The sequence below is a fragment of the Pantoea agglomerans genome (genome assembly GCF_021397715.1).
Classification (GTDB): domain Bacteria; phylum Pseudomonadota; class Gammaproteobacteria; order Enterobacterales; family Enterobacteriaceae; genus Pantoea; species Pantoea astica.
Genome location: NZ_CP090207.1, coordinates 974966 through 993505, shown reverse-complemented (window position 1 = coordinate 993505; position 18540 = coordinate 974966). Strand labels below are relative to the sequence as shown.

The following is an 18540-nucleotide window of genomic DNA, read 5'->3' as shown; positions in this document are numbered from 1 at the left end:
CGTCAGTGAGGACGCAGAAAGTGAATAATTGCCGGCGCGCCACGCCGGCATTGTTGTTATCAGGCGCGGGACTTGCGTGCGTAAACCAGCCAGGTAATGGCGATACAGCAGAGGTAAAACACCAGGAAAATCTTCATCGCACCGGCTGGCGAACCGGTCATTGAGAGCGACAGGCCAAAGGTCTGCGGAATGAAGAAGCCGCCCAGCGCGCCTATCGCAGAGATAAAGCCCAGTGCAGCGGACGTTTCGGTACCCGCTTCACGCAGGGCCAGCGCATCGTCGCCGCCTTCTGCTTTAATGCGATCCAGCGTGAGCTTGCGGAAAATCACCGCAATCATCTGATAAGTGGAGCCGCTACCCAGGCCGGCGGTCAGGAACAGGCCCATAAACACGGCGAAGAAGGCAACGAACGAGCCATCATGTCCGGCACCCGGCAGGGTGAGGAACAGCAGCGCCGCAAACAGCGCCATCAGCACGTAGTTGATCAGCGTGACGCGGATACCGCCGAAACGGTCAGAAATGATGCCGCCTGCTGAACGGGCCAGTGCGCCAATAAACGGTCCGAAAAAGGCGTAATGCATGATCACAACATCAGGAAACTGCGTCTTCGTCAGCATGGCAAAACCGGCAGAGAAACCGATAAATGAGCCAAAGGTCGCCAGATAGAGCAGCGCCATGATCCACAGGTGCGGACGTTTCAGAACCGGCAACTGCTCACGCAGCGAGGATTTGGCCGCTGCGAGGTCGTTCATGCCGAACCAGGCCGCCAGCATGCCGATCGCCAGTAACGGCACCCAGATCCAGGATGCATTTTCCAGCCAGATGCTGTCGCCGGTGACGGTGGTATGACCTACGTCGGCAAAACCAAAAATGGCACAGGAGATCGCCAGCGGGGCGACAAACTGCATCACGCTGACGCCAAGGTTACCCAGACCGCCGTTGATGCCCAGCGCGCCGCCCTGATGGGCTTTGGGGAAGAAGAAGCTGATATTGCCCATGCTGGAAGCAAAGTTAGCGCCCCCGAAACCGCATAGCAGGGAAATCACCATAAAAGTCGTGAATGAGGTCTGGCTGTCCTGTACGGCAAAGCCGAGCCACAGGCAGGGAATGATCAGGATGCCGGTGCTGAAAGCGGTCCAGCGACGTCCTCCAAAGATGGGAATAACAAAAGAGTAAGGGACGCGCAGCAACGCGCCAGAAACCGACGGCAGCGCGGTCAGTAAAAAGAGCTGCTCGGTGCTAAAGTTAAAGCCAACTTTATTCAGGTTAACCGCGACGGTGCTGAACAACATCCAGACGCAGAAGGCGAGCAGCAGACAGAAGACGGAGATCCACAGGTTACGGCTGGCGATACGTTTACCTTGCGCCTGCCAGAAAGCCTCATTTTCCGGCTGCCAGTCCTGAATTAACGCGCGTCGCGTTTCGGTTTGCAGTGGGGCGGATTGGGTCATAACTCTCTCATTAACAGGATAATAATTGTGCATATCCTGCGCATCTGACCTGGCGGGCAGCTTGATACAAATCAACCGCAAAGCAGGTTGTTAAGCACCGCAGGCCCGCTTTTATCCCGGTTAAGTAGATGAAGAAACAGCAAATAACCCTTAATTATCAGGGGCTTTTAAAGCAGGCGATGAAAACCGGTGAATGGCGGGTCGACCTGAGGAAATAAAGGAGTAGTCCATAAGGGGTATATAGCGACCCGGCTTCCCCGGTAAGATAGCGCTTTATCTCACTTCGCCCTGCGCGCGAACCCACGGAGTAGTGACGTGACGCCAGAAAAATTTACGCTGTTACTAATCGACGACCATCCCATGTTGCGTAACGGCCTGAAACAGCTGATTGCGCTGGATGAAAGGTTGCAGGTGGTCGCTGAAGCGGGTAACGGATTTGATGGCGTGGCGCTGGCACAGCAGCACGATCCTGACCTGATCCTGCTCGATCTCAATATGCCGGGCCTGAACGGTCTGGATACCCTGAGCCGGCTGCGCGAGATTTCGCTCTCTGGCCGGGTGGTGGTTTTCACTGTTTCCGACCATGAAGAGGATGTGGTCAGCGCCCTGAAACGCGGCGCCGACGGTTATCTGCTGAAAGACATGGAGCCGGAAGCGCTGCTGAAAGCACTGCATCAGGCGGCGGCTGGCCAGACCGTTCTTAGCGAAGCCTTAACCCCGATTCTGGTCGCCCGGTTACGTGAAGACCGTCCTGCACCGGCACGGGATATCAATCAGCTCACGCGCCGCGAGCGCGATATTCTGCAACTGATCAGCGCCGGCATGACCAATAAAGCGATTGCCCGCAAACTGGCGATCAGTGAAAGTACGGTCAAAGTGCACGTCAAATATCTACTGAAAAAGATGAACCTGAAATCACGGCTGGAAGCGGCGGTCTGGGCGCTGCAAAACGGACACGTTTAGCGCCAGCGCGAGACGCGCGCCGTCAGGCTGGTGCAACAGGATTCGCGATCAGTCTCGCAGCCGCAACACAACAGCGGAAAAACCGGCTTTTTTCTGTCGCCAGTTGCCTCCCCGGTTTGATAGGGTGCCGCTCAGGCGACAACGGCTGACGATACGGCGATGCATCAGGCTGGTATATCCACCACCCTATTCGTTATCATCAGCTTATCCTGCGCGCTGACGCTGAGCCGCTTCGGCTCATCAGGCGTCAGCAGCCAGAATCTTACCGCATTGAATATGAGTTAAAACCCTATGCAAGAGCCAACCGAAAAGGATTTTCCTTCCCATACGCCGATGATGCAGCAATACCTGCGACTCAAGGCGGAGCATCCTGACATTCTGCTGTTTTACCGTATGGGCGATTTCTACGAGCTGTTTTATGACGACGCAAAGCGCGCCTCGCAGTTGCTGGAAATTTCACTCACCAAACGCGGCGCTTCGGCTGGCGAACCGATTCCGATGGCTGGCGTACCTTATCATGCGGTCGAAAGTTATCTGGCGAAGCTGGTGCAGCTGGGTGAATCCGTGGCGATTTGTGAGCAGATCGGCGATCCCGCGCTGAGCAAAGGGCCGGTTGAGCGCAAAGTGGTGCGCATCGTCACGCCCGGCACCATCAGTGATGAGGCGCTGCTGCAGGAGCGTCAAGACAACCTGCTGGCGGCGATTGTTCAGGGCCCGCGCGGCTTTGGCTATGCCACGCTGGATATCAGTTCTGGCCGTTTTCGTCTGACTGAACCCGGCGATGCGGAAACCATGGCGGCAGAATTACAACGCACCAATCCCGCCGAGCTGCTCTATCCGGAAGATTTTCAGGCGATGTCGCTGATCGATCAGCGCCGCGGCCTGCGCCGTCGTCCGCTGTGGGAATTTGAGATTGATACCGCACGTCAGCAGCTGAACCTGCAGTTTGGCACCCGCGATCTCAACGGTTTCGGCGTCGAAAATGCCCACCTTGGCCTCAGTGCCGCCGGTTGCCTGCTGCAGTATGTCAAAGATACCCAGCGCACTACCCTGCCCCACATTCGCTCTCTGAGCATGGAGCGGCAGCAGGACAGCATCATTATGGATGCGGCAACCCGCCGTAACCTGGAAATTACCCAGAACCTGGCAGGTGGAACTGAAAATACCCTGGCGGCGGTGCTGGATAAAACCGTTACGCCGATGGGCAGCCGGATGCTGAAGCGCTGGCTGCATATGCCGCTGCGCGATGCCCGCATTATCAATCAGCGTCAGGAGTCGATTGCCGAGCTGCAAAATCTCAGCGAAACCCTGCAACCGGTGCTGCGCCAGGTCGGTGACCTGGAGCGTATTCTGGCGCGTTTGGCTCTGCGTACTGCACGTCCACGCGATCTGGCCCGGATGCGCCATGCGTTTCAGCAGTTGCCCGAGCTGAACCAGCTGCTGGCTGAGGTGGAGTCGGAACAGCTGAAACAGCTACGGACCCGGATGGGCGAATTTACCGATTTGCGCGAGCTGCTGGAGCGGGCGGTAATTGAATCGCCACCGGTGCTGATCCGTGATGGTGGCGTGATCGCGCCCGGCTACAACGCGGAACTGGATGAGTGGCGCGCCCTTGCTGACGGTGCCACCGACTATCTCGACAAGCTGGAGATCCGCGAGCGTGAAAAGCTGGGACTGGATACGCTGAAGGTCGGCTTTAATGCGGTACATGGCTACTACATTCAGGTCAGCCGGGGTCAGAGTCATCAGGTGCCGATGCACTATGTCCGCCGCCAGACGCTGAAAAATGCCGAACGCTACATTATTCCGGAACTGAAAGAGTACGAAGATAAGGTGCTCACCTCGAAAGGCAAAGCGCTGGCGCTGGAAAAAAGCCTGTATGAGGCGCTGTTTGATCAGCTGTTACCGCATCTGGAAGCATTACAGCTGAGTGCCGCGGCGCTGGCTGAGCTGGATGTGCTGAGCAACCTGGCAGAACGCGCCTGGTCACTTAACTACTGCCGTCCGGTACTTCAGGACAAGCCAGGCATTAAAATCAGTGGTGGACGCCATCCGGTAGTTGAACAGGTACTGAAAGAGCCATTCATTGCTAACCCGCTTTCGCTGGCACCGCAGCGCCGGATGCTGATCATTACCGGACCCAATATGGGCGGTAAAAGTACCTATATGCGACAGACTGCGCTGATTGCGCTGATGGCGTGGATTGGTAGCTTCGTACCGGCGGATGAAACGCTGATCGGTCCGCTGGATCGTATCTTCACCCGCGTTGGTGCGGCTGACGATCTGGCCTCCGGCCGTTCGACCTTTATGGTGGAGATGACCGAAACCGCTAACATCCTGCACAACGCCACCGAAAACAGCCTGGTGCTGATGGATGAGATTGGCCGTGGCACCTCAACCTACGATGGGTTATCGCTGGCCTGGGCCTGTGCCGAAAATCTGGCAAACCGCATCAAGGCGATGACGCTGTTCGCCACCCACTACTTTGAGCTGACCACCCTGCCGGAAAAAATGGAAGGCGTGGTCAATGTGCATCTGGATGCAGTGGAGCATGGCGACACCATCGCCTTTATGCACAGCGTACAGGATGGCGCAGCCAGCAAGAGTTATGGTCTTGCCGTCGCCGCGCTCGCGGGCGTGCCAAAGGAAGTGATCAAGCGGGCGCGTAATAAGCTGAAGGAGCTGGAGACGGTTTCCAGCCACACCGCCTCTTCAACAGTAGATGGATCGCAACTGCCGCTGCTGGTTGAAGAGACCTCACCGGCGGTTGAAGCGCTTGAGGCACTGGACCCGGATACCCTGACGCCACGTCAGGCGCTGGAATGGATCTATCGTCTTAAATCGCTGGTGTAAACAGCGCGTGCATCCGGTCAGGCCTGATGCACGCGATGCTTTACTGGTGCCGTTATCAGCTGCCGCGCTGTGCGGATTCTCTCTGCTGCGCTTTTCCCTGAACTGCAGACATAAAAAAAGCGGTGGTTTTCACCACCGCTTTTCGCACTTAAATCAGTTATCCACGAAGCTGTTATTCCCGAAACAGAGCTTCAATGTTGAGGCCCTGCGCCTGCAGGATTTCGCGCAGACGGCGCAAACCTTCAACCTGAATCTGACGGACACGCTCACGGGTTAAACCAATTTCACGGCCTACATCTTCAAGCGTTGCCGCTTCATAGCCTAACAGGCCGAAACGACGTGCCAGCACTTCACGCTGCTTAGCGTTCAGTTCAAACAACCACTTAACGATGCTCTGTTTCATATCATCGTCTTGCGTGGTGTCTTCCGGTCCGTTGTCTTTTTCATCGGCCAGAATATCCAGCAACGCTTTTTCAGAATCTCCGCCCAACGGCGTATCAACTGAAGTGATGCGTTCGTTGAGACGCAACATACGGCTTACGTCATCAACCGGTTTATCCAGCTGCTCGGCGATCTCTTCCGCGCTTGGCTCATGGTCAAGCTTGTGGGAGAGTTCACGCGCAGTACGCAGATAAACGTTCAGTTCTTTAACAATATGAATCGGCAGACGAATGGTACGGGTTTGATTCATGATCGCCCGTTCAATAGTCTGACGAATCCACCAGGTGGCGTAAGTTGAGAAACGGAACCCGCGCTCCGGGTCAAACTTCTCAACGGCACGGATCAGGCCGAGGTTACCTTCTTCAATCAGGTCCAGCAGTGCTAAACCACGATTGCTGTAACGACGGGCGATCTTGACCACCAGGCGTAAGTTACTTTCGATCATGCGGCGACGGGAAGGGATGTCACCTCGCAATGCACGGCGAGCGAAGAGCACTTCTTCCTCTGCCGTTAACAACGGAGAATAGCCAATCTCCCCGAGATAGAGCTGCGTCGCATCTAACACACGTTGCGTCGCACCCTGTGATAACAACTCTTCTTCCGCTACGTCGTTATCACCAGGTTCGTTTTCGACGAGAGCCTTCTCATCAAAAACCTCTGCTCCATTCTCCTCGAATTCCGCGTTCTCATGTAACTCGTTTACTTTCAGCGTATTCTGGCTCATAAGCGGCTCCTACCCGTGATTCCAGGGCAGAACATCAAAAAAGTGCGTTCTGCCGGATTATCGCTGCGGTAAATAACGCAACGGGTTTACGGATTTCCCCTTGTAACGAATTTCAAAGTGTAATCTTACTGAACTGGTTCCGGTGCTACCCATGGTTGCGATCTTCTGCCCCGCCTTAACTTCCTGTTGTTCCCGGACCAGCATTGTATCGTTATGGGCGTAGGCACTCAGGTAATCATCATTGTGTTTGATGATGATCAGATTACCGTAACCCCGGAGCGCGTTACCTGCGTACACCACCCTTCCTGAAGCGGTAGCGACGACAGACTGTCCACGCGTGCCGGCGATATCGATACCTTTATTGCCGCCTTCGGCAGCAGAGAAGTTATCGATGATCTTCCCATCGGTCGGCCAACGCCAGCTTCCTACCGGCGTCGAGCTATTGGTTGTGCTGCTAACCGTTGGGGGTGCGGTAACCACTGGAGCTGTTGTCGTTGCAACATTTGCTCCTTTCGAAGGCAACAGTTTACTGCCGCTCGAACTACCCGAATCATCAGAATACGTAATAACAGGTTGCTGTGCAACAGCGGCAGATTTAATTTGTGGCGTGGTCGGAACGCCGCCCTGCGTTGCATCAGCAACGGTAATGGCATTACCGCCAGTAATCGGCTGACCGGAACCGTTGCCAATCTGCAAAGTTTGCCCGACATTCAGGCTATACGGCGCCGGAACGTTGTTACGCTGGGCTAAATCGCGGAAATCGTTGCCGGTGATCCAGGCGATGTAAAACAATGTGTCGCCACGTTTTACGGTATATGTTTCGCCGGAGTAGCTACCTTTAGGAATATTCTGATAACTGCGGTTGTACACGATTCGGCCATTTTGCGTCTCCACATTATTATTGGCACTAACCATTCCGCCATTGCCAGAGGCAGATGCTGCACTTCCGCTTAACATTCCTCCCTGTGAAGGCATCGCGGGAACACCACCAGAGGCGCTTGCTGCGCCACTCTGACTGCTGCTCATGCCGCCGCCATCACCAACGCGGCTAATGGGTGCTTGTGTGTTGTCGCTGGAGCTACAGCCTGCCAGCCAAAAACCTACCAGTGAAAGCGCCGCCAGACGGCGTAACTGAAAAATTGTGCTTCCCGTGCTCATTGATCCCCCGTGATGGCAACCCTGATGTACCTGTTTCACTGTACTTGCCAGCAGAATGCTCTGCGCGGCGCGATAAAATCTGCGTTTTTGTTGATTAAATTGGATAGTAACAATATCAAGTACGTGGTGCTATGAAACAGTTGTGAAGAAATACGAAGCCGGTCAGGCAAGATCGCCCTGAACCAGCGGCACAAACCGTACCGGCTCAATCGTTTCTTCAATAATTTCTTCGCCCTGACGGCGCAGACGTTTCAGCACCTGCTGATCTTCGCCGACCGGCAGCACCATAATGCCGCCTTCTGCCAGTTGCGCTATCAGCGCAATCGGAATTTCTGGCGGGGCTGCGGTAACGATGATGGCGTCGAACGGCCCGCGCGAAGGCCAGCCCTGCCAGCCATCGCCATGTCGGGTCGAGACATTATGCAGATCGAGCTGTTTCAGGCGGCGCTTGGCCTGCCACTGCAGCCCTTTAATACGTTCAACTGAATAGACGTGATCCACCAGATGGGCGAGGATAGCGGTCTGATAGCCGGAACCGGTGCCGATTTCCAGCACCCGTGAATGCGGATTCAGCGCCAGCAGCGCCGTCATTCGCGCCACCATATAAGGCTGGGAGATGGTCTGGCCGGAGCCGATCGGCAGGGCCACATTATCCCAGGCTTTATGTTCAAAAGCCTCGTCGATAAAGCGTTCACGCGGCACATCGCTGATGGCTTTCAGCAGGTTCTCGTCATCAATTCCCTGCTGACGCAGTTGTGACAGCAATGTCTCAATACGCCGATTCACCATGCCAGGTTCACCTCAGCTTTAGCCAGCCACTCATGCAGCACATCCTGGGCGCTGTGCGCGGTCAGATCGACGTGCAGCGCAGTCACCGAGACATAGCCCTGATCCACCGCGGCAAAGTCGGTATCCGGACCGGCATCCAGTTTTTCCCCCGGCGGCCCAATCCAGTAGAGGGTGTTGCCGCGCGGGTCCTGCTGGGCGATAACCTGATCGGCAGGATGCCGGCTGCCACAGCGCGTCACGCGGATGCCTTTCAGCTCGGCCAGCGGCAGGTCCGGTACGTTGATGTTAAGAATGCGGCCGGTGCGTAGCGGTTGCTGCGTCAGCGCCTTGAGAATAGCGCAGGTCACCGCCGCCGCTGTCGCATAATGCTGATGACCATTGAGCGATACCGCTACCGCAGGCAGCCCCAGGTGACGCCCTTCCATCGCCGCCGCCACCGTGCCGGAATAGATCACATCATCCCCCAGATTGGGTCCGGCGTTGATTCCCGACACCACAATGTCGGGACGGGGCTGCATCAGCGCATTGACGCCAAGATAAACACAGTCTGTCGGCGTGCCCATCTGCACCGCGATATCCCCATTCTCATGAGTAAAGGTGCGCAGCGGCGTTTCCAGCGTTAATGAGTTCGACGCGCCGCTTCGGTTACGATCGGGCGCAACCACCTGCACTTCAGCAAAGTGCCGCAGGGCTTTCGCCAGCGTTTGAATACCTGGCGCGTGAATGCCGTCATCGTTGCTGAGCAATATCCGCATTTATTCTGACCTTTTTCTATTCGACTGGTCGCCGTGACAGGACCCGTTTGAACAGCATGGCAACAGGTGAAGACCGGACAGCGATTTTTGCATTCTAGCGAGGCATGCAAGGAAGTGGTAGGCGTAAATCATACTACTGCGGGGGTTTGCCGCAACAATACCCACATTCAGGGTAATGTTGCAGCAGGGATTACTCGTCAATATTATCAAGCGCGTCAGTCTGGGTCAGCAGCTCTCTGACCACGCTGGTGGCAAAGCTGCCAGCGGGGAGCCAGAAGCTCATCTCCAGCGTCACCTCATCCCACCAGTTCCAGCACAGATCGCGAGGCACCACCAGCATCGCGCGGCGGGCTGCATCGACGCGTTCACGCGTGATCAGGCTAAGCAAGAGCGTCGCTTCAGCCAGCGCCTGCTGTTCAAACGCCAGCGCATCCGCCTGCGGACCGGCCTCGCCACAGCCCGGCAACGGCGCCGTGATGCGCAATTGGTGTTGATCAACGCGGGCCTGCAGTGCGTCGAGCTCCTCAGGCTGAGCGACAAACCAGCTGCCCCGTCCGGTGAGCTGCAGTGCATCGCCGCTCATCACCTGGCTGAGTCCGCCCTGCTGTTGCAGACGCGCGCTGGTGACCTGATTAAACAGCGCGCTGCGCGCCGCTGACAGCAGCAGGCTGCGCTTGTTACGATCGCGCATCACAATCTCATTGCGCGCCCACTTTTCTGCCATAATCAGGTTGTTGCCGTTACGGCCAAAACGCTGCTCGCCAAAATAGTTAGGCACGCCAGCATCGCGTATCTGCGTCAGACGGGTTTCCACTGCATCGCGATCGCTGATCTGACGGATCACCAGACGGAACGCATTGCACGCCAGCGCGCCGATACGCAACTTACGCCTGTGGCGCGCCACTTCAAGGATCTCTACCCCTTCCAGCGCAAAGCCGCGCAGATCCGGCATCGCATTGCCCGGCAGACGAAAACAGAGCGTCTGCTCGGTCACCGCATGACGATCTTTCATGCCGGCGTAGCTCATATCACGCTGATGGATGCCGAGATACTTCGCCAGCGCCTCTGCGACAAAGCGGGTATTGGCACCCACTTTGCGGATGCGCACCAGCAGATGCTCGCCTTCCCCGTCCGCGCCATAGCCGAGATCTTCCACCACCACGAAATCTTCCGGGTTAGCTTTGATCACGCCGGTGGCGGCAGGCACGCCGTGCAGATAGTGCAGCATCACTGGCTATCGGCTTTGAGCAGCAGGGCCACCGCCTCACAGGCGATCCCTTCGCCACGACCGGTGAAGCCGAGCTTCTCGGTGGTGGTCGCTTTCACGTTGACCGCATCCATATGGCAGCCGAGATCTTCAGCAATATTGATGCGCATTTGCGGTACGTGCGGCAGCATTTTGGGTGCCTGGGCAATCAGGGTCACATCGACGTTGCCGATGCGGTAGCCTTTAGCTTCAATACGACGCCAGGCTTCACGCAGCAAACCGCGGCTGTCGGCCCCTTTAAAAGCGGGATCGGTATCCGGGAACAACTTACCAATGTCGCCCATTGCCACCGCACCTAACAGCGCGTCAGTCAGCGCATGCAGCGCGACATCGCCATCAGAGTGGGCGATAAATCCCTGTTCAAACGGGATTCGCACGCCGCCAATCACCAGCGGACCCTCTCCACCGAAGGCGTGAACGTCAAAACCGTGACCGATACGCATTATGCGCTCTCCTTTAATTGAATCTGACTGAGATAAAAAGCCGCCAGTGCCAGATCTTCTGGCCGGGTAACTTTGATGTTATCGCTGCGTCCGCTCACCAGCACCGGATGATAGCCGCAATACTCCAGCGCCGACGCCTCATCCGTGATGGTGGCACCTTCAGAGAGCGCGCGCGTCAGGCAGGCAGTGAGTAACGCGTGCGGGAAAAATTGCGGCGTTAAAGCGTGCCACAGATCTTCACGCTCAACGGTATGGGCGATAGCCGCTTTACCCGGCTCGCCCCGCTTCATGGTGTCACGCACCGGCGCCGCGAGTATGCCACCAACGTGGCTCTGTTGACGCACGCTCAGCAGATGCTGAAGGTCGTCCGGATGCAGACAGGGACGCGCCGCATCATGCACTAATACCCATGAGGCGCCTTTGGCAGCCTGCAAGCCGGCCAGCACCGACTCGGCACGCGTTTCACCGCCGGTCACCTGCAGCACGCGCGGATCGCGTGCCAGCGGCAGCGCGGCAAAATGCGGGTCATTGGGGCTCAGGGCGACAATCACCTGTTTGATAGCGGGATGGGAAAACAGGCGTGCAATGCTGTGTTCCAGAAGGGTGTGCTGACCAATCGTCAGATACTGCTTAGGACAGCTTGCCTGCATGCGGCTGCCGATTCCGGCAGCGGGCACCACGGCAATCACATCCGCAAGGGTGGACAGATTGTTCATGTTTTATCGTTGTTGGTTTTGCGCTGCTTGTTGCGCGTTGCGTTTGTTCTGGTCAGGCACAAGGCGATAGAAGGTTTCACCGGGTTTGATCATGCCCAATTCATTGCGTGCGCGTTCCTCGATCGCTTCAGAGCCGCCATTGAGATCGTCAATTTCGGCAAACAGCTGATCGTTACGCGATTTCAGTTTGGCGTTATTCGCCTGTTGCACCGCGACGTCATCGTTGACGCGCGTATAGTCATGGATGCCATTTTTTCCCAGCCACAATGAATATTGCAGCCAGCCAAGCAGCACCAATAGCAGTAACGTCAGTTTTCCCATCCCGCCCCCTAAAAACGGCCCAATCATCCCATAACTTTGCACAGGACTCCACACCAGTGGCGAAAATGGCGCGCTTTGCTGCGCGTCTGCGCAAAATATGAATCAGAGGGATCACCAGACGGGAAAAGTTTTGTAACCTGCCGATGCGTTTGCACATCAGCGCGCTGGCACGAGAGGGTTACCAGCCGGAGAGAAAAGAGAACATTAACCAGAACAGGCAAATGACCAGAATGACTGTGGCGAGCGTGGTCCACAACAACTGGCCGCGCAGCAGCGTGTTGAGCGCAATGCCCATCAGCACCGAGACCGGCAGCAGTGCCAGGAAGAAAGGCCAGGTGTAGAGAAAGAAAAACAAGGTGTTAGAGCCGTACAACAGGAAGGGAATGGCCAGCGCGCACCAGTAGGCAAAAAAGCCGATGATGCCGCCCGGCAGCGACGAACGCGGCTCATCCGGGGTGCTTTCATCTTTACGAGCCAGCATGGGAGTAATGTTCTGCATAGAGGTCCTGTTGACGCGAAGGCGGCAAATCAACGTGGATTTGCCGCTGTCTGTTCAGGATCTGATGATATCGCGGTCACGCAGCAGGTCTAACAATTGGGCGGCAAGTTTTGTAACCAATTGTTCGCCATCCAGCTGGATTTCCGGGCTTTCCGGCGCTTCGTATACGCTATCGATCCCGGTGAAATTACGCAGCTCACCGGCGCGTGCTTTGCGATAGAGTCCTTTAGGATCGCGCGCTTCGCACACCGCCAGCGGCGTATCCACAAACACCTCAATAAACTGGCCCGGTTCCAGCAGATCGCGGACCATCTGACGTTCGGCGCGATGCGGCGAAATAAAGGCGGTCAGCACCACCAGCCCGGCGTCCACCATCAGCTTCGCCACTTCGCCGACCCGACGAATGTTCTCTTTGCGGTCGTCATCGCTGAAACCGAGATCGCGGCACAGGCCATGACGCACATTGTCGCCATCCAGCAGATAGGTGCTGACGCCAATGCGGTGCAGCGCCTGCTCCAGCGCGCCCGCCACGGTCGATTTCCCCGAGCCTGACAGCCCGGTGAACCACAGCACCACGCCCTGATGGCCGTGCTGCTGTTCGCGGGCGGTGCGGGTCACCGGATGGTCATGCCACACCACGTTGTCATCGTGCCGGGCCATTATTGACCGCCCAGCAGATCGCGCGCGTTCCAGTGTGGGAAGTGACGGCGCACCAGCGCATTCAGTTCCAGTTCAAAGGCGCTGAACTCGCCGGTATTAACCGGGGCATCATGGTTTGGCTGATGGATCATGCCGGCACCCACGGTAACGTTGCTCAGGCGATCGATAAAGATCATGCCGCCGGTCACCGGGTTCTGCTGATAGCTGTCGAGCACCATCGGTTCGTCAAAGGTGATCTCAATGCGACCAATACCGTTGAGCGGCAGCGTATCGACCTGACGCGTCTCCAGCGAGTTGATCTCGACCTGATGCAGCACCTTCTCTACCCGGCCACGGGTTTTCTTACCGGCGATTTTCAGGTCGTAACTCTGACCGGCCTGCAGCGGCTGTTCTGCCATCCAGACCACGTCAACGCTGGCAGACTGAACCGCTGCCAGATCTTCACTGGCATCCACCAGCAGATCGCCACGGCTGATATCAATCTCATCCTGCAGCACAAGGGTAATCGCTTCGCCTGCACCCGCTTCCTGCAGATCGCCATCAAAGGTCACAATGCGGGCAATGGACGACTCCACGCCAGAAGGCAGCACTTTAACGCGCTGGCCGACCTGCACGCTGCCTGAAGCCAGCGTCCCGGCGTAGCCGCGGAAATCGAGGTTTGGACGGTTGACATACTGTACCGGGAAACGCATCGGCTGATGATCGACCACGCGTTTCAGTTCAACCGTTTCCAGCACGTCGAGCAGCGTCGGCCCGCTGTACCACGACATGGTCTGGCTGGCTGATGCTACGTTATCCCCTTCCAGCGCCGACATCGGCACGAAACGGATATCGAGGTCGTCCGGCAACTGCGCAGCGAAATCGAGATAATCCTGTTTGATCTGCTCGTAGCGATCCTGATCGTACTCCACCAGATCCATCTTATTGATCGCCACCACCAGGTGTTTGATCCCCAGCAGCGTCGAGATAAAGCTGTGCCGACGGGTCTGATCCAGCACGCCTTTACGGGCATCGATCAGCAGGATCGCCAGATCGCAGGTTGAGGCGCCGGTCGCCATATTACGGGTGTACTGCTCATGTCCCGGCGTATCAGCGATAATAAATTTACGCTTTTCAGTCGAGAAGTAGCGATAGGCCACATCAATGGTGATGCCCTGCTCGCGCTCGGCCTGCAGACCATCCACCAGCAGCGCCAGATCGAGCTTCTCGCCCTGGGTACCGTGACGCTTGCTGTCGTTGTGCAGCGAAGAGAGCTGATCTTCATAGATCTGCCGGGTATCGTGCAGCAGGCGACCAATCAGGGTGCTTTTGCCATCATCGACGCTGCCGCAGGTCAGAAAACGTAGCAGGCTCTTGTGTTGTTGTGCGGTCAGCCAGGCTTCAACGCCGCCCTGGTCGGCAATCTGTTGTGCAATTACGGTATTCATCTGGCGTCTCCTTAGAAATAACCCTGACGTTTTTTCAGTTCCATCGACCCGGACTGATCGCGATCGATCACGCGGCCCTGACGCTCACTGGTGGTAGAGACCAGCATCTCTTCGATGATCTCCGGCAGCGTTTGCGCCTCCGATTCCACCGCGCCGGTCAGCGGCCAGCAGCCGAGGGTACGGAAACGCACCATGCGCTGTTTAATCACTTCACCGGGCTGCAGATTGATCCGATCGTCATCGATCATCATCAGCATGCCATCACGCTCCAGCACCGGACGCGGCGCTGCGAGGTAGAGCGGCACGATCTCGATGTTTTCCAGGAAGATGTACTGCCAGATATCCAGTTCGGTCCAGTTCGACAGCGGGAAAACGCGGATGCTTTCGCCCTTGTTGATCTGACCGTTGTAGTTGTGCCACAGCTCCGGGCGCTGGTTTTTCGGGTCCCAGCGATGGAAACGATCGCGGAACGAGTAGATACGCTCTTTGGCGCGCGACTTCTCTTCGTCACGGCGAGCGCCACCAAAAGCCGCATCGAAACCATATTTATTCAGCGCCTGCTTCAGCCCTTCGGTTTTCATGATGTCGGTGTGTTTGGCACTGCCGTGGACGAACGGGTTGATACCCATCGCCACGCCTTCCGGGTTGCGGTGAACCAGCAGCTCGGCGCCCATCGCTTTTACGGTGCGATCGCGAAACTCGTACATTTCACGGAATTTCCAGCCGGTATCCACATGCAGCAGCGGGAACGGCAGCGTGCCTGGAAAGAAGGCCTTACGCGCCAGATGCAGCATCACGGAGGAGTCTTTACCGATGGAGTACATCATCACCGGGTTGCTGAACTCTGCCGCCACTTCGCGAATGATGTGGATACTCTCCGCCTCCAGCTGACGCAGATGAGTGAGTCGTTTTTGGTCCATGATTTTCCCTCAAGCCAGATTGACAACGGCGGACTCGCGAGCCCCCTGCTGTGCCGAATGTTGAAACCAGGCGAGTTGCCCGTGCAAATTGACCACTTCTCCGATCACCAGCAGTGCCGGAGTGGGTGCCGAGGCGGCCAGCGCCTCGAGTTGTTCTAAGGTGCCGGTCAGCACCTGTTGATCCTGACGCGTACCGCGACTGATCACCGCCACCGGCGTTGACGCTGCGCGGCCATGCTGAATCAGCACCTCGCTAATCAGCGCAGCCTTAACCGTCCCCATATAGATCGCCAGCGTCTGACGTGCCCGCGCCAGCGATGGCCAGTCAATGTCGTCACCATCCGGACGACAGTGACCGGTAATAAACATCACGCTCTGAGCATAATCGCGGTGGGTCAGCGGAATACCGGCGTAGGCCGTCGCACCGGCAGCGGCAGTAACGCCCGGCACCACCTGAAACGGAATACCCGCCTGCTGTGCCGCCTGCAGCTCTTCGCCGCCGCGGCCAAAGATAAAGGGATCGCCGCCCTTGAGGCGCACGACCCGCTTGCCCTGCAATGCCAGCTTCACCAGCATCTGATTGGTCTCTTCCTGCGGCACCGAATGCGCGCCGGCCCGTTTGCCGACACAGATACGATCGGCGTCGCGACGCACCAGCTCCAGCACTTCGTCACTGACCAGATGGTCATACAGCACCACATCGGCCAGCTGCATCACCTGCAGACCGCGCAGCGTCAGCAGACCGCTGTCGCCCGGCCCCGCGCCCACCAGAATGATTTCACCCTGACGGGTCGGTTCATCAAGCAGTTCACGATCCAGCGTGCGTTTCGCCTCATCCACATTGCCAGCCGACATCTGACTGGCGAACAGGCCGTTGAACGCCCGCTCCCAGAAACGGCGACGGTCAGACATCCGCTGAAAACGCTGTTTAACCTTGTCACGCCACTGTCCGGCCACCTCAGCCATCTGGCCCAGGTTAGCGGGCAGCAGCGCCTCCAGCTTTTCACGCAGCATCCGCGCCAGCACCGGCGCGGTGCCGCTGGAGGAGATCGCCACCACCAGCGGTGAACGGTCAACAATCGACGGGAAGATAAAGCTGCATTTCGGCTGATCGTCCACCACGTTCACCAGCTTCTGGCGCGCATTGGCCGCCTCGAATACGGCAGCATTGAGGGCGTTGTCATCGGTTGCGGCAATCACCAGAAAAACGCCGTCCAGCTGGGCAGGATCAAACGCGGTCGCCAGCCACTCCAGCTGCTGCGTCTCCAGCAGCGCCTGCAGTTCAGGGCAGAGTTCACGCGCGGCAATCTGCACGCGCGCACGCGCACGGCGCAGCAGTTCAATTTTTCGCGCTGCGATATCTCCACCACCGACAACCAGAACCGGACGGCCAGAGAGATCGGCAAAAAGGGGCAAATAGTCCACGTTAACCCTGATGTTTTAACTTTGTATTAACGCGACTATACGTCCCTGAGTTTATCCAGATGAAATTACGAATTGGAATGAGTAGTTACTGAATGGAATAACGACCCCGCAAAGCACAGAACAATTTGATCTTAACGACGGAGAATTAAGGGGTTATCCGTGACCGTGCTCACAGATTATTCTCCGGACCCGCGGGGAAAAATCGGCACATTCGGCAGCAAATACAGATTACCGCCAGAGCAGCCAGCGAGCGCTGCGCGTACCGTGCCTGATTCTGTTCATCGTACGCCGGAGCAAAAAGGCTATAATGTCGCCCGGCATGACCGGCCGGTGCGTCATGCCGGACCGGTATCTGAAAAATGAAAAAGGACGCACTATGTTTTTTTCCCTCCGATTGAGGGCAGCCGCGACGTTAATTGGCGCGCTACTTTCCCCGCTGGCACTTGCCAGCCAGCCTGGCCATTTTGCCGAGCAGCAGGTTCGTCACATCGCCACCTATTTTCCTGGCCGGATGAGCGGCAGTCCGGCCGAACTGATGGCGGCCGACTATCTGCAGCAGCAATTTTCCGCGCTGGGTTTTAAGACCAATACCCGGCAGTTCAACACCGGCTATAACTGGCAGGAAAATGACGGAAAATTACGCTGGCATAAGCTGACGGCGACCTCCGTGATTGCTGCCCGCGCCGGCAGTGAACCGCAGGAGATTCTGATCGTCGCGCATCTGGATACCTGGACGCCGCACAGCAACAGTCAGACTAACCAGAACCTCGGTGGTTTACGCCTGCAGGGCGTCGATGATAACGCCTCGGGCCTTGGCGTGATGCTGGAGCTGGCACAACAGCTGAGTCAGCAACCGCTGCACTACGGCGTGCGCTTCGTGGCGCTTAGCGCCGGTGAGGCGGAGATGCACGGCATGGACGATTATGTCGAGCGCATGAGCGCCAGAGAGAAGAAAAATACCCTGCTGGTGATCGATCTCAACAGCCTGATCGCCGGCGATCATCTCTATTTCAACAGCGGGATGAATACCCCGCGCGCGGTGCGTAAACAGACCAGCGAGCGCGCCTTGCTGCTGGCGCGCCAGCATGGCATTTCTGCCGCCAGCCATCAGTTAACCCGCCAGGATTTTCCCGGCCTGAACGCCTTTGATAAAGCGGGCTTTCCACTGCTGGATGTCACGGCCAGCAACTGGACGCTGGGTAACAAAGATGGCGCTCAGCAGCGTCATCGCAGCCGTCATTTTCCCGACGGCACCATTCGCCATCAGACCGATCGCGATAACCTGAACTATCTGGATCGCTGGATGCCTGGCCGGATTACCGCCCGTACCCGCGACAGCGTCAGCGTTCTGCTGCCGCTGCTGAGCGAACTCACCAATCCCAAAGTCTGAGGATCTGTTATGTACGTTGTTTCTCTCGATTATTTTCGTCCGATGGAAGAGGTAGAAGCGCTGCTGGCCGCACACATTACGTGGCTGGATCGCTATTTTGAGGCAGGCGTAATGATTGCGGCAGGACGTAAAGATCCGCGTACCGGTGGAATGCTGCTGGTGAAAGAGATGGAACCTGAACGGCTGGAGGCGATACTGGCAGAAGATCCCTTTGTTGCGGTGGCGCACTACGCGGTGACCCGAGTGAACGTCACGCGCGCGGCTGAAGAATTTGCTGGCTTAAAAGGTCAGTAAATCACCGGCTTCTCTGTGAAATCGCAGAGAAGCCGGAAACCGCA

General features: G+C 57.1%; 18 protein-coding genes. 4 read left to right on the top strand and 14 right to left on the bottom strand.

Going from position 1 to position 18540, the window contains the following annotated elements; all coding sequences use genetic code 11:
• Positions 1-59: 59 nt before the first annotated feature.
• The gene (locus LZU96_RS04800) at positions 60-1451 is read right to left on the bottom strand and encodes a NarK family nitrate/nitrite MFS transporter (RefSeq protein ID WP_233987291.1); all 1392 of its coding nucleotides are present in this window, start codon (positions 1449-1451) and stop codon (positions 60-62) included.
• A 360-nt stretch (positions 1452-1811) separates the two neighbouring features.
• On the opposite strand from LZU96_RS04800, the gene narL reads away from it, so the two are divergent.
• Positions 1812-2414 (top strand): two-component system response regulator NarL, encoded by a 603-nt coding sequence (gene narL / locus LZU96_RS04795; protein WP_233988130.1) that lies wholly within the window; start codon positions 1812-1814, stop codon positions 2412-2414.
• Positions 2415-2705: 291 nt separating this feature from the next.
• Complete coding sequence (gene mutS / locus LZU96_RS04790) at positions 2706-5267, top strand: DNA mismatch repair protein MutS (RefSeq protein WP_233987290.1); 2562 nt, start codon at positions 2706-2708, stop codon at positions 5265-5267.
• A 172-nt stretch (positions 5268-5439) separates the two neighbouring features.
• Here the strand turns inward: mutS and rpoS are convergent, their stop codons facing one another.
• The 13 genes from rpoS to cysG all read right to left on the bottom strand — a co-directional run bounded on the left by rpoS (position 5440) and on the right by cysG (position 16812).
• Positions 5440-6432 (bottom strand): RNA polymerase sigma factor RpoS, encoded by a 993-nt coding sequence (gene rpoS / locus LZU96_RS04785; protein WP_031374757.1) that lies wholly within the window; start codon positions 6430-6432, stop codon positions 5440-5442.
• Positions 6433-6489: 57 nt separating this feature from the next.
• Positions 6490-7590: a murein hydrolase activator NlpD gene (nlpD, locus tag LZU96_RS04780; RefSeq protein ID WP_233987289.1), complete on the bottom strand. Its 1101-nt coding sequence runs from the start codon at positions 7588-7590 to the stop codon at positions 6490-6492.
• Positions 7591-7752: 162 nt separating this feature from the next.
• Positions 7753-8379 (bottom strand): protein-L-isoaspartate(D-aspartate) O-methyltransferase, encoded by a 627-nt coding sequence (locus LZU96_RS04775; protein WP_031374755.1) that lies wholly within the window; start codon positions 8377-8379, stop codon positions 7753-7755.
• Positions 8373-9134: a 5'/3'-nucleotidase SurE gene (gene surE, locus LZU96_RS04770; RefSeq protein ID WP_233987288.1), complete on the bottom strand. Its 762-nt coding sequence runs from the start codon at positions 9132-9134 to the stop codon at positions 8373-8375. Before surE ends, LZU96_RS04775 begins: the two co-directional genes overlap by 7 nt.
• 190 nt (positions 9135-9324) lie before the next feature.
• Entirely contained in the window at positions 9325-10365 is a 1041-nt protein-coding gene (gene truD, locus LZU96_RS04765; RefSeq protein WP_233987287.1) for a tRNA pseudouridine(13) synthase TruD, read from the bottom strand.
• On the bottom strand, positions 10362-10844 hold the full coding sequence (gene ispF / locus LZU96_RS04760) for a 2-C-methyl-D-erythritol 2,4-cyclodiphosphate synthase (RefSeq protein WP_094120862.1): 483 nt from the start codon (positions 10842-10844) through the stop codon (positions 10362-10364). Before ispF ends, truD begins: the two co-directional genes overlap by 4 nt.
• Positions 10844-11560 carry a 2-C-methyl-D-erythritol 4-phosphate cytidylyltransferase gene (gene ispD, locus LZU96_RS04755; RefSeq protein WP_233987286.1) on the bottom strand — a complete coding sequence of 239 codons (717 nt, stop codon included), beginning with the start codon at positions 11558-11560 and terminating at the stop codon, positions 10844-10846. Before ispD ends, ispF begins: the two co-directional genes overlap by 1 nt.
• A 3-nt stretch (positions 11561-11563) precedes the next feature.
• A complete protein-coding gene (ftsB, locus tag LZU96_RS04750) occupies positions 11564-11881 on the bottom strand; it encodes a cell division protein FtsB (protein ID WP_013358867.1) in 318 nt (105 codons plus the stop codon).
• A gap of 178 nt (positions 11882-12059) precedes the next feature.
• Complete coding sequence (locus LZU96_RS04745; RefSeq protein ID WP_094120860.1) at positions 12060-12380, bottom strand: DUF3561 family protein; 321 nt, start codon at positions 12378-12380, stop codon at positions 12060-12062.
• Positions 12381-12434: 54 nt separating this feature from the next.
• On the bottom strand, positions 12435-13040 hold the full coding sequence (cysC, locus tag LZU96_RS04740) for an adenylyl-sulfate kinase (RefSeq protein WP_233987285.1): 606 nt from the start codon (positions 13038-13040) through the stop codon (positions 12435-12437).
• Positions 13040-14467 carry a sulfate adenylyltransferase subunit CysN gene (gene cysN / locus LZU96_RS04735; protein ID WP_233987284.1) on the bottom strand — a complete coding sequence of 476 codons (1428 nt, stop codon included), beginning with the start codon at positions 14465-14467 and terminating at the stop codon, positions 13040-13042. Before cysN ends, cysC begins: the two co-directional genes overlap by 1 nt.
• An 11-nt stretch (positions 14468-14478) precedes the next feature.
• Positions 14479-15387, bottom strand: a complete 909-nt coding sequence (gene cysD, locus LZU96_RS04730; RefSeq protein WP_233987283.1) for a sulfate adenylyltransferase subunit CysD — start codon at positions 15385-15387, stop codon at positions 14479-14481.
• A 9-nt stretch (positions 15388-15396) separates the two neighbouring features.
• Positions 15397-16812 carry a siroheme synthase CysG gene (gene cysG, locus LZU96_RS04725; protein ID WP_233987282.1) on the bottom strand — a complete coding sequence of 472 codons (1416 nt, stop codon included), beginning with the start codon at positions 16810-16812 and terminating at the stop codon, positions 15397-15399.
• Positions 16813-17188: 376 nt separating this feature from the next.
• On the opposite strand from cysG, the gene LZU96_RS04720 reads away from it, so the two are divergent.
• Both LZU96_RS04720 and LZU96_RS04715 read left to right on the top strand, forming a co-directional pair.
• Positions 17189-18202 (top strand): aminopeptidase, encoded by a 1014-nt coding sequence (locus tag LZU96_RS04720; protein WP_233987281.1) that lies wholly within the window; start codon positions 17189-17191, stop codon positions 18200-18202.
• A 9-nt stretch (positions 18203-18211) separates the two neighbouring features.
• The gene (locus LZU96_RS04715) at positions 18212-18496 is read left to right on the top strand and encodes a YciI family protein (protein WP_233987280.1); all 285 of its coding nucleotides are present in this window, start codon (positions 18212-18214) and stop codon (positions 18494-18496) included.
• The last annotated feature ends 44 nt before the right edge of the window (positions 18497-18540 follow it).